Source organism: Candidatus Clostridium radicumherbarum, from assembly GCF_045310525.1.
In the GTDB taxonomy this organism is placed as follows: domain Bacteria; phylum Bacillota; class Clostridia; order Clostridiales; family Clostridiaceae; genus Clostridium_AT; species Clostridium_AT radicumherbarum.
Map to the genome: position 1 here is coordinate 262,263 of NZ_JBJHZY010000003.1, position 15,722 is coordinate 277,984.

At 33.0% G+C, this 15,722-nt stretch carries 16 protein-coding genes; 6 read left to right on the forward strand and 10 right to left on the reverse strand.

Features of this window, described 5'->3' with window-relative positions:
• Nucleotides 1-86: 86 nt before the first annotated feature.
• On the reverse strand, nucleotides 87-254 hold the full coding sequence (locus ACJDUH_RS15210; RefSeq protein ID WP_406766062.1) for a hypothetical protein: 168 nt from the start codon (nucleotides 252-254) through the stop codon (nucleotides 87-89).
• Between the two features lie 179 nt (nucleotides 255-433).
• Here ACJDUH_RS15210 and ACJDUH_RS15215 point away from each other — a divergent pair, with 179 nt between their 5' ends.
• Nucleotides 434-1,111, forward strand: coding sequence for a DUF975 family protein (locus tag ACJDUH_RS15215; RefSeq protein ID WP_406766063.1), 678 nt, complete (start codon nucleotides 434-436; stop codon nucleotides 1,109-1,111).
• 41 nt (nucleotides 1,112-1,152) lie between these two features.
• On the opposite strand, the gene ACJDUH_RS15220 is transcribed toward ACJDUH_RS15215, so the two are convergent.
• Nucleotides 1,153-2,493, reverse strand: coding sequence for an MATE family efflux transporter (locus tag ACJDUH_RS15220; RefSeq protein WP_406766064.1), 1,341 nt, complete (start codon nucleotides 2,491-2,493; stop codon nucleotides 1,153-1,155).
• 190 nt (nucleotides 2,494-2,683) lie between these two features.
• Here ACJDUH_RS15220 and ACJDUH_RS15225 point away from each other — a divergent pair, with 190 nt between their 5' ends.
• Entirely contained in the window at nucleotides 2,684-3,967 is a 1,284-nt protein-coding gene (locus tag ACJDUH_RS15225; RefSeq protein ID WP_406766065.1) for an MFS transporter, read from the forward strand.
• A gap of 42 nt (nucleotides 3,968-4,009) precedes the next feature.
• Here the strand turns inward: ACJDUH_RS15225 and ACJDUH_RS15230 are convergent, their stop codons facing one another.
• The 5 genes from ACJDUH_RS15230 to ACJDUH_RS15250 form a co-directional block, all read right to left on the reverse strand.
• Complete coding sequence (locus ACJDUH_RS15230) at nucleotides 4,010-4,855, reverse strand: DegV family protein (RefSeq protein ID WP_406766066.1); 846 nt, start codon at nucleotides 4,853-4,855, stop codon at nucleotides 4,010-4,012.
• Nucleotides 4,856-5,020: 165 nt separating this feature from the next.
• On the reverse strand, nucleotides 5,021-6,763 hold the full coding sequence (locus ACJDUH_RS15235) for an NADH-dependent [FeFe] hydrogenase, group A6 (protein ID WP_406766067.1): 1,743 nt from the start codon (nucleotides 6,761-6,763) through the stop codon (nucleotides 5,021-5,023).
• 32 nt (nucleotides 6,764-6,795) lie between these two features.
• The gene (locus ACJDUH_RS15240) at nucleotides 6,796-8,676 is read right to left on the reverse strand and encodes an NADH-ubiquinone oxidoreductase-F iron-sulfur binding region domain-containing protein (RefSeq protein WP_406766068.1); all 1,881 of its coding nucleotides are present in this window, start codon (nucleotides 8,674-8,676) and stop codon (nucleotides 6,796-6,798) included.
• Between the two features lie 69 nt (nucleotides 8,677-8,745).
• The gene (gene nuoE, locus ACJDUH_RS15245) at nucleotides 8,746-9,222 is read right to left on the reverse strand and encodes an NADH-quinone oxidoreductase subunit NuoE (RefSeq protein WP_406766069.1); all 477 of its coding nucleotides are present in this window, start codon (nucleotides 9,220-9,222) and stop codon (nucleotides 8,746-8,748) included.
• Between the two features lie 408 nt (nucleotides 9,223-9,630).
• Complete coding sequence (locus ACJDUH_RS15250) at nucleotides 9,631-10,035, reverse strand: DMT family transporter (protein WP_406766070.1); 405 nt, start codon at nucleotides 10,033-10,035, stop codon at nucleotides 9,631-9,633.
• Nucleotides 10,036-10,253: 218 nt separating this feature from the next.
• Here ACJDUH_RS15250 and ACJDUH_RS15255 point away from each other — a divergent pair, with 218 nt between their 5' ends.
• The 4 genes from ACJDUH_RS15255 to ACJDUH_RS15270 all read left to right on the forward strand — a co-directional run bounded on the left by ACJDUH_RS15255 (nucleotide 10,254) and on the right by ACJDUH_RS15270 (nucleotide 13,756).
• Nucleotides 10,254-11,639, forward strand: coding sequence for an NAD(P)/FAD-dependent oxidoreductase (locus tag ACJDUH_RS15255; RefSeq protein ID WP_406766071.1), 1,386 nt, complete (start codon nucleotides 10,254-10,256; stop codon nucleotides 11,637-11,639).
• Nucleotides 11,640-11,829: 190 nt separating this feature from the next.
• Nucleotides 11,830-13,116, forward strand: a complete 1,287-nt coding sequence (locus ACJDUH_RS15260) for an adenylosuccinate synthase (protein ID WP_406766072.1) — start codon at nucleotides 11,830-11,832, stop codon at nucleotides 13,114-13,116.
• 169 nt (nucleotides 13,117-13,285) lie between these two features.
• Nucleotides 13,286-13,468, forward strand: a complete 183-nt coding sequence (locus ACJDUH_RS15265; RefSeq protein ID WP_406766073.1) for a DUF1858 domain-containing protein — start codon at nucleotides 13,286-13,288, stop codon at nucleotides 13,466-13,468.
• Between the two features lie 96 nt (nucleotides 13,469-13,564).
• Entirely contained in the window at nucleotides 13,565-13,756 is a 192-nt protein-coding gene (locus tag ACJDUH_RS15270) for a DUF1858 domain-containing protein (RefSeq protein ID WP_406766074.1), read from the forward strand.
• A 71-nt stretch (nucleotides 13,757-13,827) separates the two neighbouring features.
• Here ACJDUH_RS15270 and ACJDUH_RS15275 read toward each other — a convergent pair whose 3' ends face one another.
• From ACJDUH_RS15275 to ACJDUH_RS15285, 3 genes are read right to left on the reverse strand one after another with little or no spacing between them, the layout of a single operon-like run.
• Entirely contained in the window at nucleotides 13,828-14,751 is a 924-nt protein-coding gene (locus ACJDUH_RS15275) for a DUF4097 family beta strand repeat-containing protein (protein ID WP_406766075.1), read from the reverse strand.
• Nucleotides 14,752-14,760: 9 nt separating this feature from the next.
• A complete protein-coding gene (locus ACJDUH_RS15280) occupies nucleotides 14,761-15,384 on the reverse strand; it encodes an HAAS signaling domain-containing protein (RefSeq protein WP_406766076.1) in 624 nt (207 codons plus the stop codon).
• A 4-nt stretch (nucleotides 15,385-15,388) separates the two neighbouring features.
• Nucleotides 15,389-15,700 carry a PadR family transcriptional regulator gene (locus ACJDUH_RS15285; protein WP_406766077.1) on the reverse strand — a complete coding sequence of 104 codons (312 nt, stop codon included), beginning with the start codon at nucleotides 15,698-15,700 and terminating at the stop codon, nucleotides 15,389-15,391.
• Nucleotides 15,701-15,722 lie beyond the last annotated feature (22 nt).

Below are 15,722 nucleotides of genomic sequence, written 5' to 3' on the forward strand. Positions count from 1 at the left end.
GATATATTAACTTATCAAGATAAGATTAAAAGAAAGATTGAAAGATTAAGGTATAAACTTATAAACACATAGGTAAGCCTATGTGTTTATAAGTTTTTATAATCTTCACTTTGAGAATTATATTTGGAAGAATCTTTTACATGGTTCAATGGTAAATTCATCATATTAGGATGTCTAGTATCAATAAAGTCTGAAGCATGCACATCTCTATCAATAAAGCCAAAAAGTTTATGCATTATAGGTTCTTTTCTCATATTGTACTCCCTTCTGTCATTACTGCCATTGGATTAAATTGTAATTTCATTTTTACAATTAATAATATGATGTGCAGTTATCTGGAAAATTATACAGGTAAACTTTGTGAATAATGGTGCTTTTAATAAAATAAAATATATAGTACACTAATATTAATATACAAAGAGGGGGCGTTTATATGTATGAAGGTGGATTAAGAGAAAATTATGAGTATAGAGCTGAGGCAAGAAGACAGCTTAAGGGAAAATGGGGCATGGCTGTCCTTGTTATATTAATTTCTTGGCTTATTATTAGGGCATTTAGCTCAAATGGATTTTTATCATATTCCTATGTTAACGGACAGTTTGTAAGAGAATACAGCAACGTCAATAGTTTTGCATCTTTAGTAAGCTTAATATTATCAGGACCCATAGCTTATGGAGTTGCAACTTATTTCATGAAGGTTGCTAGAAATGGTGAGCCACTTTTAGAAGATATGTTTGGAGGTTTTAAGTATTTTATTAATACTTTTTTAGTGAATTTAGTTACTGGAATTTTAACAATATTATGGACGTTATTATTTATCATTCCTGGCATAGTTGCTGCTCTTAGATATTCTATGGCTTATTATATTATGAATGACAATCCAGGGATAACTTGTATGGAAGCAATTAACCAAAGTAAAGAGATGATGAGAGGACATAAGGGCAAGCTATTTCTGCTTACCTTAAGTTTTATTGGTTGGGCATTACTTTCAATATTAACTCTTGGTATTGGACTCTTATGGGTAGGTGCATATTATAACACAGCAAAAATCAATTTCTATGAAGATCTAAAAAGAATTAATGGTGCAAATAATTACACAGAAACAGTTTAATTAAAAACCTCTATCATACTTTGATAGAGGTTTTTAAATTATTACTCAATTGCTAAATTGTTAATCCATTTCTTTGAAAGTATTCTTGGAAGACCAAGTATAAGCTTATAAACTTCCTCCATAAATACTAGAGTATAAACCCAATATACTGGAAGATGCCAAACAAGACCGCCTAAAAAGGCTAGAGGAACACCAATAAGCCAAACTCCGCTTGTATCTAAAAATAGGCAGAACTTTGTATCTCCTCCGCTTCTAAGTATTCCTACAATTGAAGTAAAGTTAAATACCTTAACCCATAAAAATACTGAAAATACAATAAGGTTTTTTGCTGCATAATTATATACAGTAGGAGAAACCTTGTAGGCTGATAAAATAAAGTGAGAGTTAAAATAAACGAATATACCTCCAATTATTGCAAGTGAGGGGCCTAGAATAATAAAGCGTTTTGCATAGATAAAGGCTTCTTTTTCATCACCTTCTCCAATCTTATTGCCAATCATAACAGCACATGCATTACCTAATCCCATAAATATTACCCAAGTAATTCTTTCAATAGTACTAGATATATTTGTAGATGCAATTACCTCAGTACCCATTCTTGCATATACCACTGAATAAAGTGTAACACCTAAGGCCCAGATAGATTCATTCATTATTACAGGTATGGTAACTTTGAAAAAATTCTTTATAAAATCAGCTGACAGGTCTAATAATTCCTTAAGTTTACCGGCAATAACATTTTTAGTTTTATATACAATGAAAAGCAGCAATGTCATTTCTATAATTCTGGCAATTAGGGTTGCAAGTGCCGAACCTTGAACTCCCATTTTTGGAAGGCCAAAATATCCATATACCAGAGCGTAATTTAAAAAAGTATTTATACCAAGGGCGGTAATACTAACAAACATTGGGATTTTAACCTGTCCGGTGCTTCTTAAGGTAAAAGAGTAGGCAAAGCTAATAGAAGTAATAATATAGCTAAAGGCAATTATTCTTAAGTATTGACCACCAAGTATAATTACATCTCTATCCTTTGAGAAGATACCTAATATTTGCTCCGGAATTAATAACCCTCCTATGGTAAATATTAGAGCACCTAAACCTCCAGTTATTACGCAGATACCTAGAACTCTTTTGATATTTTTGATATCTTTATTTCCCCAATATTGAGCAGTAAAAATAGAAGAGCCGCTGGTTATTCCAAATAATAAGAGATTTAAAAGAAAAAAATATTGATTAGCTAAGCCAACGCTTGCAATAGCTCTTTCACCTAAGCCGCCTATAATTATGGTGTCAACTAAATTTAAAGATGATAACACAAGGTTTTGCAGTACTATAGGTACAGCTAGTCTTAGTAGAGCTTTAAAAAATTTCTTATCCATAAAAAGAGAAAATAAACCCATAAACCCCTCCAGAAAATTAAATTGAAAACAATCACAGAAATATTGTATAGTATTTCTCTAATTATTTCTATATTCAAATAAAATAGTTTTGCATTTTGTAGTTTTTTATTTCTTTCTGTATTAGAATAGTACTTAGGTCTATTTTTCTATCCAGCTTTACTTTTTATCTTTGCTTTTTAGGGGGGGGATTTTTATTAAAACTTTTAAGGCGATTAAAAAACTTGATATATACGGAGGTTTACCTCCTACAATCTATATTTTAGCTATAGTTAGAGTTGTTAATGCTATGGGTAATTTTGTTTATCCATTCTTAACATTATTTTTAACAGAACATATTGGACTCAGCGATAAGGATGCAGGTACATATTTTATGTTTAGTGCATTTGCCCAAGCAGCTGGTTCTATAATAGGCGGAAAACTAACAGATCACTTTGGTCGTAAAAAGCTATTTATTACCTTTCAAGGCTTTGCAGCCTGCTGCTTTGCACCTTGCGCTTTCTTAGGAAATTCCAGATTGATTCCTATATTGCTAATTACCTCAGGCTTCTTTATGAGTGCAGCTCAGCCAGCGAACTCAGCAATGATGACTGACTTAACTAATAAGGATAACAGAAAGTCAGCCTTTTCACTTCTCTATTTAGGAATCAATGTAGGCTTCTCTATTGGGCCTATGATTGCAGGCTTTCTATATAGAAATTATACCAGCCTTATATTCTTAGGTAACACAGTTTCTATAATAATATCCCTAATAATTTTAACCATATTTATTGAGGATACTATGCCCAGTAAGGAGGAAATGGAGGAAAGCAAAGCCTCAGCTGATGATGAAGCAGCAGAAGACTCCAGTGTATTTAATGCATTTCTTAAGAGACCTTCATTAATGTTTTTTATGGTTGGAAAAACAATAAATGCCTTTGTGTATTCAACTATCGGTTTTGTAATTCCCCTGCAAATAACTAGAACTTTTGGAAGCGGGGTAGGTTCCAAGTATTTTGGGTTTGTAATGGCCACAAATGGGATAACGATAATTATATTAACAACCTTAATAATTAAAATAACTATGAAAATACCACCTGTTTTAAATATTGCATTAGCAGGAGTCTTCTATGCCGTAGGCTTTGGCATGCTTGGATTTGTAAATAGTTTTCCGCTGTATATACTTTCAGCAGTTTTGTATACTATAGGAGAAATTCTTGAAGCTACCAATGCAGGTGTATATATTGCAAACCACTCACCAATGAATCACAGAGGAAGATTTAATGCAGTTATACCTCTAATAACTGGAGTAGGTGCTTCTGTTGGACCTTATGTCTTCGGAAGATTTATTGGTGCTTATGGCACACAAAAGCTTTGGATTATGTGTTTTATACTTCTAATGATTTCAAGTATCTTCATGAAATGGCTTAGAGGTTTTGAGATAAAACAAGAAAGTAAGAGTTTAATAAAGGCATAACTATAATAGAGTTAAAAAAATAGTTCAGGTGCTTAACCTGAACTATTTTTCAATATATAGAATTCCTATTGTATTTGGTCCGCAGTGGCTGGAAATTACACAGCCAGCTTCAGTTATAATGACTTCATTAACATCAAGATTTTTTTTAAGCTCTGACTTTAAGTATTCTGCGTCATCACTTAAAGAATGAGTAACCATAATTCTAGCAGGATCTATATTTTCTTTTTCTTTTATTACATTTGCAAGCATTGTATTCAGTGCTTTATCTCTTTTTCCCATAAGTTTTTGTGCGGGTACCATACTGCCATCAACTACCTTAACTACTGGTCTAATTTTAAGTATACCACCCACAAGACTTTGCAGCGCAGAGCATCTGCCTCCCTTATATAGATAGTCTAGGGTATCTATTATAAATTCAGTTTTAACTTTAGGTACAAGTTGTCTTACTTTCAGAGCAATCTCTGCTGCTGGCAGTCCTTGATTTTTGAAATCAACAGCCTTTAAAACCAAAAGTCCTATTGCTGAAGATAAGTTTAGCGAGTCAATTATATGAATTCTTCCTTCAGGAAAGTCATTTGCGGCAAGTATGGCGCTTTGAAGGTGTGAAGAAAGTTTAGAAGACAAGCCTATAAAAACAATGTCCATATCTTCATCTATAAATTTTTTAAACACCTTGTAAAAATCAGCTGGTGAACCTGCAGCGGTTTTTGGCAGGCATCCATATTTTTCAACCTTCTCATAAAGTTCTTTTGTAGTAATATTAACACCATCAATAAAACTTTCATCATTAAAATTAACATATAAGGGCACAACTGAAATATCTGATTTTTTTAAAATTTCAGTGATGAGATCACTAGTGCTGTCAGTTATAATTTTAACTTTATTCATTTTACCCTCCATAATATGTATAAATAAATGCATACATATTATTATATCTCAGTTAATTTGGAAAATAAAGTATACAACATGAAACAATTTGTGAATTTTATGCTTTTAAAACAAAATGGCTGTCTCATAAGATTTAGAGACAACCATTCTTAACTTAAACAGTAATTATAATTTTCTACGTTTTGTATATTGTGTGTGAAGAAGTTCATGAGCTTTTTCACCATAAGGCTCACCTAAGAACTCATCATAAAGCTGTTTTATATATGGATTATCATGAGACTTTCTTAGGGTCTTACTTCTATCTTCTGAGTAGAGTCCTTCCATACGTTTTTTAATAACATCTACATCACCATGATTATAAGGCTGACCACCACCGTTTATACAGCCTCCAGGGCAAGCCATAATTTCAATTGCATGATAATTTGCTTCACCATTTCTTATAGCTTCAAGTATTTTTCTTGCATTTCCAAGACCGTGAGCAACAGCAATATTAACATCTATGTCGTTAATCTTTACAGTAGCTTCTTTAACGCCATCCATACCCCTTAGAGAATGAAATTCAACACTTTCTAAGGTTTCGTTGGTTAGCCATTCATAAGCAGTTCTAAGAGCTGCTTCTATAACTCCTCCTGTTGTTCCGAAGATTACAGAAGCTCCAGTAGATTCTCCTAAAGGATGATCAAAATCACCTTCATCTAAGGAGTTAAAGTCAATTCCTGCTTCTTTAAGCATTTTTGCAAGCTCTCTTGTTGTAATAACTATATCAACATCTTGCAAACCATTATTTGAAAGCTCGGGTCTAGCTGCTTCATACTTTTTAGCAAGACAAGGCATTACTGAAACTACAACAATATTCTTTGGATCAATACCCATTTTTTCAGCTAAATAAGTCTTTGTTATAGCACCAAACATTTCGTGAGGTGACTTACATGTGGATGGTATATCTAAAAGGTCAGGGAATTGATGCTCAAAGAATTTAACCCAGCCTGGGCAGCAGCTTGTAAGTATTGGCATTCTGCCACCATGCTGCAGTCTGTGTATAAATTCTGAAGCCTCTTCCATGATAGTTAGATCAGCAGCAAAGTCTGTATCAAAGACTTTATCAAAGCCTAAAACTCTGAGTGCAGCAGCCATTTTACCAGTTACAACAGTACCTGGCTCCAGACCAAATTCTTCTCCAAGAGCAACTCTTACTGCAGGTGCAGTTTGGACAACTACAAACTTTTCTTTATTTTTTAAGGCTCTCCAAACCTTTGGTACATTATTTACTTCTGTTAAAGCAGCTGTAGGACATACTGCAACACACTGACCACAGAAGGTACAGGAGGTTTCAGTCATTGGAAGTCCAAATGCTGGCTGTACTACAGTTTGGAAGCCTCTATCTACTCCTGAAAGTACATTAACTGTTTGAACCTTATTACACATAGTTTCACATCTTCTGCAAAGAATGCATTTATCAAGATTTCTAACTATTGATTTACTTGAGTTATCAATTTCATAGGTTGACATCTCACCTTGATAGGGTATATCTCTAACCCCTAAATCTGCTGCTAAGCTTTGAAGTTCACAGTCAGTATTTTTTGGGCATATTAAGCAATCCTTTGGATGGTCTGATAAAAGCAGCTCTACTACTGTTCTTCTAGCTCTTATCGCTCTAATAGTATTTGTTCTTACCACCATGTTATTAAAAACAGGTGTAGCACAGGAAGGAGCCAGATTTTTTTTACCTTCTACTTCAACCATGCAAACACGACAGGAAGCAGTTTGATTAACCATTTTGGTGTCATGCAGATTTAAATGACATAATGTAGGTATTTTTATATTCAATAATTTAGCAGCTTCTAATATAGTGGTTCCTTCTTCTACTAGAATCCGTTTATTATTAATTGTTACAGTTACTAAACTCAAAATATTCACCTCTTCTTAAAATATTGTAGTAACTACTTTCTAATTATGGCTTTAACAGGACAAGAAGTTTGACAAGCCCCACATTTAATACATTTCTCTTGATCTATAACATGTATAGTTTTAACTTTTCCACTAATGCAGTTTGCAGGGCATTGTCTTGCACATTTAGTGCAGCCTATGCATTTATCTGTTATATGATATTGTAATAGTGATTTGCAAACTCCAGCCGGGCAGCGTTTTTCCTTAACGTGAGCTACATACTCATCCATAAAGTATTTCATTGTACTTAATACTGGGTTTGGAGCTGTCTGACCAAGTCCACAAAGTGAGGTATCTTTAATTGTCTCTGCTAGTTCTTGCAAATCTTCAAGGTCCTGCTCTGTTCCTTTGCCTTCAGTAATCTTAGTCAATATTTCAAGTAGTCTCTTGTTTCCTACACGGCAAGGCGTACACTTTCCACAGGATTCATCAACTGTAAATTCAAGATAGAACTTAGCTATATCGACCATACAGTTATCTTCATCCATAACTATCATTCCGCCTGAACCCATCATGGATCCAATAGCATTTAAAGATTCATAATCTATTGGAATATCTAAATTTTCAGCAGTAATACAGCCCCCAGAAGGTCCTCCGGTTTGAACGGCTTTAAACTTACGTCCATTTTTTATTCCACCGCCGATTTCATAAATTATTTCTCTTAAGGTTGTTCCCATTGGTACTTCAACTAGTCCAACATTGTTAATTTTACCTGCTAAAGCAAATACCTTAGTACCTTTAGAAGTCTTTGTTCCCATAGATGCATACCACTTTGGACCATTTAAAATAATTGGTGGTATATTAGCAAAGGTTTCTACGTTGTTAACGCAGGTTGGTTTTTCCCATAAACCACTAACTGCTGGGAAAGGAGGCTTTGTAGTTGGCTCGCCTCTGAAACCTTCTATGGAGTGAATTAAGGCGGTTTCTTCTCCGCAAACGAAGGCACCTGCGCCATATTTTATAAATACATCAAAGCTAAAATCTGTTCCCATAATGTTCTTACCAAGGAGACCAGCTTCTCTAGCTTCTGAAATGGCTATTTTTAATCTTTCTATAGCAAGTGGATATTCAGCTCTAATATAAATATAACCTTCTGAAGCACCTATAGCATAGCCGGCTATAGCCATTGATTCTATAACGGAATTTGGATCTCCCTCAAGTACTGAACGATCCATGAAAGCACCTGGATCTCCTTCATCAGCATTGCAAATAATATATTTTTGATTAGCTTTGCTTCTTTTAGCAAATAACCATTTTTGACCTGTTGAAAATCCTCCGCCTCCACGGCCTCTTAAACCTGAATCTATCATAGATTGTATTACTTCATCAGGAGTCATTGAAGTTATAACTTTTCCAAGCGCCATATAACCTTCACTTGCAATGTATTCTTCAATCTTTTCCGGATTTATTACACCGCAGTTTCTTAGAGCAATACGATGCTGTTTTTTATAAAAGGACATTTCATCCTGTCTTTTTACAGTTTCTTTTAAGGTAGGCTCCTCATATAAAAGCCTTGTTATGACATTTTTTTTCATGATATGCTCTTCAATTATTTCTTTTGCATCTTCTGGTTTAACCTTTACATAAAATACATTGTCAGGACTAATTTTTACTATAGGGCCCTTTTCGCAAAAACCGAAGCAGCCGGTAATAGATACATGTACCTTGCTTAATAGACCATTAGCTTCAATAGCTTCCTTCATGTTTGCAAGTATCTTATCACTTTGTGAAGCCTTACAGCCAGTACCACCACAAATATGGATTTCTATTTTATCTTCATTTTTAATATCAACAATATGCTTTCTAATATCTAGTAATGGTTTTAATTCAGAGTGAATATTTTTAAGCTCTTCTAAAGAGTGAATTTTATTCAACTTATTTCCCTCCTATATTCCTTATTCTGTAGGTAAGCATTATTAATGCTTACACCTCCTGTATTCCAATTAATTATAATCAGCTAATATTTTGTCAACATCTTCTGGTTTTACATTTCCATAAACCTTGTCATTTACCATTACAACTGGTGCAAGACCACAGGCTCCTACACATCTAAGAGAACCAAGAGTAAATTTACCATCTGGAGTAGTTTGTCCAGATTTAATATTTAACTTATTTTCAAATTCAGCTAGCACATTTGCTGAACCTCTAACAAAGCAAGCTGTACCCATACAGATGTTTACTACAAATTCCCCTCTTGGCTCCGTTGTAAAATAGGAATAGAAACTTACTACTCCAAATACCTGGGAAGCAGGAATATTAAGCTTTTCAGCAACGAAAATCTGCACCTCTTCTGGAAGATATCCGAAGATATGCTGTGCCTTATGAAGAACCTCAATAACTGCACCTTTTTTGTTTGATAGGCTATTAATAAATTCTTCAAGCTCATGAAATTTCTCTTCATTTAGGATACTTTTACACATTTTGAAACCTCCTTTAATATAGTTGATTGTTTGTTAATTAACAAGCTATCTCATGCAAAAAAATAAACGCAAAATATCTACGTTACTAAGTTCATTTTAGATCATAATATCATTATACTAAATATTATTCAAAAAATTAAGTAGTTTTTCAAAATTTTTATAAAATATTTTATAATTTTACATTAAATAATATTCAGTATTTATAAATAAAAGTAATCAGTTAATCAATACTCTCTTATATTCATATTCAAATTAGTAGAATTTTTAGAAAATAATGAGAAAATATCACTATGAATGATATAAATTTAACATACAACCTATATAATAGTTGCTTCATTTTCGATTTGTACTTATTTTAGTAAAATTTATTTTGTTGTTAAATAAAAAACTGACAATGTTGTCAGCTTTTTAATTCTTTTGACAAATATATACTCCCACAATAATTAAAGCTGCTGTTAATAGCTTTATGGGATTTAAAGCTTCCTTTAAAATAAGCACAGAAAGGATTATAGAAAACATTGGTACCAAGTTAATAAAAATAGAAGTTTTGCTAGGGCCAATTTGTTTAATTGACATTTGCTGAACAAGATAGCCTATAACTGAAGGAAAAATACTCATATAAATCACAGAAATATAGGAATAATAAGGGATAGTGCTTATTAGCTTCCAAGGCATTTCATATATTACAAAGGGTATTAGAAGGATAGTACAAAATAAGAAGCTGTAAAAGGTTAAGGTAATAGGAGAGTACCTTGGCATTACCAATTTACTATATACAGAATAAGCAGCCCACAAGACAACAGCAAAAAGCATAAGAACATCTCCATGGTTAAAGGAAAAGGTCTTTATTACATTAAGATTTGCATTAGTAAGTGTAAGGAAAACACCAGTAAAGGATAATATTAAGAAAAAGATTCGGGTGTCAAACTTATTATGATTCCGAACTTAAAAATTAATATATTATTAATTATTCGTAAAAATATTGACTGATACTATTCTATTTGTTATTATTTTTTAGGAGAGTGATGCTTATGAATAAAACATATGATGTAATTATTGTAGGGTCAGGAGCTAGCGGTATATTTACTGCTTATGAACTAGTACAGAAAAACACGAACATTAAAGTTTTAATGATAGAAAAGGGAAATAGTCTTAATAAAAGAAAGTGTCCAATAGATGGTAAGAAAATAAAATCATGTATTAATTGTAAGGTTTGCAGCATAATGAACGGCTACGGTGGTGCTGGAAGCCTTTCAGATGGTAAGTATAATATAACTAATAACTTTGGTGGAGAACTTTACAGTTATGTTGGAAAAGAAGAAGCTTTGGATTTAATGTATTATGTAGATGAAGTACTCTGTAAAATGGGTGGAGCAGAAGCAAAGCTATATTCAACAGAGAATTCGGATCTTAAAGGCAAGGCTCTTCAATATGACTTGCATTTATTAGATGCAAAGGTTAGGCATTTAGGCACTGATAGAAATGTAGGTATCCTTCAAAATATTTATGAGTATTTAAAGACTAAAGTAGATATTTTATTCAATACAGAGGTACTTGAAATTAAAAAAGATGAAAATTTTACTGTTATTGCTAAGGATAATACCTTTACTTGTAAAAACCTAGTATTAGCTACTGGCAGGTCTGGTTCTAAGTGGATTTCAAATATATGTGAAAAGCTTGGAATTGAAACTGAAAGTAACAGAGTTGATATAGGTGTCAGAGTAGAGCTTCCAGCAGCAGTTTTTGAACATATAACCAGAGATGTTTATGAAAGCAAAATTATGTATAGAACGAAAAAATATTCAGATTTCGTTAGGACATTCTGCATGAATCCTCATGGCGAGGTAGTTAATGAAAATACTAATGGTATTGTAACTGTAAATGGACACAGCTATTCAAATCCAGAACTTCACACAGAAAATACCAACTTTGCGCTGCTTGTTTCAAATCATTTTACTGAACCTTTTAAAAACAGCAATGAATATGGCGAGTCTATTGCTAAGTTAAGTAATATGCTTGGCGGGGGAGTTTTAGTTCAAAGGTTCGGTGATTTGGTGCAAGGAAGAAGAACTAATGAGCATAGACTAAATAAGAGTTTTACAAGGCCCACTCTTTCAGCAACTCCAGGAGACTTAAGTCTTGTACTTCCAAAAAGACAGCTTGATGATATAATTGAAATGATTTATGCTCTTGATAAAATTGCACCAGGAACTGCTAACGAGGATACTCTATTGTATGGTGTTGAGGTTAAATTTTATAATTCTATGGTTAAAGTAAATAATAAGCTTGAAACAAAAATAGAAAATTTATTTATTTTAGGTGATGGTTCGGGTGTTACTCATTCACTATCACAGGCATCAGCAAGCGGAGTTTATGTAGGAAGAATTTTGGCTAACAAGTTTGCAATTAATAATTGAGAATGAAGAAGGATGTTAAAGCCCTAAATGGGCTTTAGCGAGTAGTTTTCGAGCGGAAGCGAGTAGGGTAAACTACTCAGTGTTCCGACTAAAAGGAGGTAAATGTCCTAAATGGACATTTACGAGCAATTATCGAGCGGGAGCGAGAGGGCTTAATTGCTCAGTGCTTCCGACTAAAGGGAGGAAAAAAATGTCAGCATTTATAGTTTTAGGAGCTCAATGGGGCGATGAAGGTAAGGGGAAGATGACAGATTACTTAGCTGAAAAAGCTCAAGTTGTTGTCAGATTTCAAGGTGGAAATAATGCAGGCCATACAGTTGAAGTAGGAGATAAGCAATATAAGCTTCATTTAATACCTTCAGGTATTCTATATGGAAGTAAATTAAATGTAATTGGAAATGGTGTTGTTCTGGACCCAAAAGCTATGTTTGAGGAAATAGATTATCTAGAAAATTTAGGAGTTAAAGTTACTCCTGAAAATTTAATAATTAGTGATAGAGCACAAGTTATTATGCCATATCATAAGCTTTTTGATTCCTTAAAGGAAAAAGGCAGAGGGAAAAATGATATTGGAACAACTGGTAAAGGCATTGGCCCTTGCTATACAGATAAAGCTGAAAGAAGCGGTATAAGAGTTTGTGATTTAATTCATCCTGAAGTTTTTAAAGAGAAACTTGAGGAAAATATAAAGGCTAAGAATGAAATTATAACAAAGGTTTATGGAGAAAGCCCTTTAAACTTTGAGGCTATATATAATGAGTACTTAGGTTTTGCAGAAAAGATGAGACCTTTCGTTAAGGATATATCCGTTATAGTATACGATGAAATAAAAAAAGGAAAACAGGTTTTATTTGAAGGAGCACAGGGTACGCTTTTAGATATAGACTATGGCTCATATCCATATGTAACTTCCTCAAATACTATAGCTGGTGGGGTTTGTACTGGAGCAGGAATTGGACCAACAATGATAAATAGTGCTGTTGGTATAGCTAAGGCATATACTACAAGAGTAGGAAAGGGTCCATTTCCAACTGAGTTAGAAGATGAAACTGGAGATTGGATAAGAGAAAAGGGCTTCGAATATGGAGTTACAACAGGCAGAGCTAGACGCTGCGGATGGCTTGATTTAGTAATACTTAAGAGCTCTGCAAGAGTATCCGGTTTAACGAGCTTTACAGTGACTAAAATAGATACCTTAGCTGGGCTTGAAAAAATTAAGATATGTGTTGGATATAAATTAAATGGCAAGGTAATAGATTATTTCCCAGCAAGTCTTGAAGATTTAGCTAAGTGTGAACCAATATATGAAGAATTTGACGGTTGGGATGATAGTGCTTCTAAGGCTAGAAGCTTTGAAGAACTTCCTTTAAATGCAAAAAAATATTTAAGAAGAATAGAAGAATTTACAGGGGTTAAAATATCAATAGTTTCAGTAGGACCTAGAAGAGATCAAACTATTGAGGTAAGCAGCCTATAATTTTATAATTTATTTTGGCAGGAAGAATTTTTGAGGATTCTTCCTTTTTCTTAATTAAAATTTTATAAAATGTTTTATAAATATCTTTATTATTAAATTTAACTCTGCTATAATATAACCATATCATAGTAAAACAGTATGATTTAAATTCATAGAGGAGAGTGTAATTATGATTAATAAAGAAATGACTATTGGCGAAATAGTTAGAAATTATCCAGATTCAGTTGGAATATTAATGAGCTTTGGAATGGGCTGTGTTGGATGCCCAGCATCACAGGCAGAAACTTTAGAAGAAGCTGCAATGGTACATGGCTTTGATGTAGAAGAATTAATTGAAGCATTAAATGCTTAATTACATAAAGGATACTCGGAGGTTAAATCCGAGTATCTTTTATTTTTTGGGAAATAATAAATAAGGTATAAAAGTTTAATAAAAGAAGGTGATTATATGAAGGTTACTGGTAATATGACTATTGGAGAGGTAGTTAAAATGCACAAGGGTGCTGCTGAAGTTCTAATGTCTTTTGGTATGGGATGTATATCCTGACCTGGAGCGCAGATGGAAACCCTTGAAGAAGGTGCGCTAGTCCATGGATTGGACTTAAATGATATGATAGATGCGTTGAATAAATTAAATTAAGAATTTATTATAAGTGAATTAAAAAAGGAGGAGGAATTAAACCTCATCCTTTTTTATATAAAATATTAACATCATTTTTCTATATTTACACTTCCAGAAGATGTATGGATTGAAATTTTATTTTTATCACTTGTTACTGTTCCTTTAAGTTCATGTCTGTTATTATTGCTAGTTACGGTAATAGGGAAACTGCTTCTAATACTGCCGGAGCTAGCTGAAGCATCTAGGTAGAAGTCTGAGTTTTCAGGAAGTTTTACAGTTACGCTGCCTGAGGATGCATTAATATTTATATTGTTATTAAAGGAAGCATATTCAGCTCGTATACTTCCGGAAGAAGAGGAAGCTTTTAAATCACCGCTAAAACCAATGAGTCTTTGACTTCCTGAGGAACTGTTTAATTCTGAGGTTTTTGTAGTAAGATTTTCGGTAGTTAGGCTTCCAGAACTGCTGTTATAATTAAAGTCATCTGCATAAATTTGCTTAATATTTGTGCTTCCGGAGCTTAAATTACAGCTTAAGTTCTTTAGTTTTAAAGAACTTAAATTAATACTCCCAGAAGAAGAGTCAAGCTTAAGATTTCTTCCATATGAAGCTGGAACATTTACATCAAGCTTTAAGTCATAGTTAAAGAATCCAAAAGTCATTATATTTTTACTTTTAGTATTAATATAAAGGGTATCGCCACTTAAGTAACATTCTAGCTCAGGCTTAGTAAATGAGGAGCTGGTTGTAACATTACCATAAAAATGAGCTTTTACTTCTAAGCCATCATAAGGTATTACATTAATTTGAGCACTAGATACATTAACAGAAATAGTATTTATTCCATTAATGTTTATAGACTTTTCATCATTAATGTTATACATGCTTTTTTCTGGACTAAATATTTTAGTATTGGTAAACAGTACTATTGCCCCAATTCCATAAGTAATAACAACTATAGATAAAAGACATAAAACAATCTTTTTTATATTCCATTCGCTTTTAAATTTCATTTTATATACCTACCTTTTTATAATACTAATATTCCATTTGATATATTTATTTACTGCTAAGCAAAAATATTTTATGACATAAAAAAGTCCAATGCAGAAGAGGGCGCCTAAGGCTGTTGTTCCTATGCCAAAAAGTACAGTTAAAATAAATGGTACACTTGAAGGTAAATTTATATAATTAGGAAATAAAGGCGCAAATATAGGACTAAGAGTTACTAGAAGTCCTGATACTGCAATAGATATTGCAGCAGCGGCTAAGCCAATCAAAGCCGCTCCAGCAGCTACGAAAATCCATATAACAAAAATCAAGTTAAAAAAACTAAGTGCCAAAGCTGCAATTATAGATGGGATTATGCTTCTTTCATTACTTTTTAACGTTGAATGATCTCTATAATCTATATTGCTATCTGAATAAGAATTAAATTCTACTTTTTCTTCTTCAAAATTACCGCTATACTGCTTTGCAATGTCAGAAGGACTTCCAAGTTCTTTAATAAGTTCTTCATCAGTTTTGCCATTTTGAAGGCCTATTCTAAAATGCTCTTCATAATCATATAATATGTCTTTCTTCTCTTCCTGGTTAAAAGTTGTAAGAGAAGCTTCTAGAGTTTTTATAAATTCATCTCTATTCATTAATTTAATCCTCCTTTAATATATTGTTAACACCTTTAGTAAGCTCTTTCCATTCGTTAATAAGCTCTTCTTTGGTGGCTTTGCCTAACTCTGTTAATCTATAGTATTTTCTTGGCGGACCTTCTTGAGATTCTTGAAGATAAGTTGTAAAATAACCCTCTCCATTTAATCTTCTAAGTATGGGGTAAATGGTTCCATCAGATATTTCTATGCTTTGGGAAATTTCATTTACAAGCTCATAACCATAGCAATCCTTTTTATCCAGAACTGCTAGTACGCAAAGCTCTAGTATTCCCTTCTTAAGTTGAATGTTCATAATATCATTCCTTTTGGTTATT

What these genes read in the sequence shown, in the direction of transcription:
- ACJDUH_RS15210 (WP_406766062.1), bottom strand. Translation starts at nt 254, where the DNA reads ATGAGAAAAGAACCTATAATGCATAAACTTTTTGGCTTTATTGATAGA.
- ACJDUH_RS15215 (WP_406766063.1), top strand. Translation starts at nt 434, where the DNA reads ATGTATGAAGGTGGATTAAGAGAAAATTATGAGTATAGAGCTGAGGCA.
- ACJDUH_RS15220 (WP_406766064.1), bottom strand. Translation starts at nt 2,493, where the DNA reads ATGGATAAGAAATTTTTTAAAGCTCTACTAAGACTAGCTGTACCTATA.
- ACJDUH_RS15230 (WP_406766066.1), bottom strand. Translation starts at nt 4,855, where the DNA reads ATGAATAAAGTTAAAATTATAACTGACAGCACTAGTGATCTCATCACT.
- nuoE (WP_406766069.1), bottom strand. Translation starts at nt 9,222, where the DNA reads ATGTGTAAAAGTATCCTAAATGAAGAGAAATTTCATGAGCTTGAAGAA.
- ACJDUH_RS15250 (WP_406766070.1), bottom strand. Translation starts at nt 10,035, where the DNA reads ATGCTTTTTGCTGTTGTCTTGTGGGCTGCTTATTCTGTATATAGTAAA.
- ACJDUH_RS15255 (WP_406766071.1), top strand. Translation starts at nt 10,254, where the DNA reads ATGAATAAAACATATGATGTAATTATTGTAGGGTCAGGAGCTAGCGGT.
- ACJDUH_RS15260 (WP_406766072.1), top strand. Translation starts at nt 11,830, where the DNA reads ATGTCAGCATTTATAGTTTTAGGAGCTCAATGGGGCGATGAAGGTAAG.
- ACJDUH_RS15265 (WP_406766073.1), top strand. Translation starts at nt 13,286, where the DNA reads ATGATTAATAAAGAAATGACTATTGGCGAAATAGTTAGAAATTATCCA.
- ACJDUH_RS15275 (WP_406766075.1), bottom strand. Translation starts at nt 14,751, where the DNA reads ATGAAATTTAAAAGCGAATGGAATATAAAAAAGATTGTTTTATGTCTT.
- ACJDUH_RS15280 (WP_406766076.1), bottom strand. Translation starts at nt 15,384, where the DNA reads ATGAATAGAGATGAATTTATAAAAACTCTAGAAGCTTCTCTTACAACT.
- ACJDUH_RS15285 (WP_406766077.1), bottom strand. Translation starts at nt 15,700, where the DNA reads ATGAACATTCAACTTAAGAAGGGAATACTAGAGCTTTGCGTACTAGCA.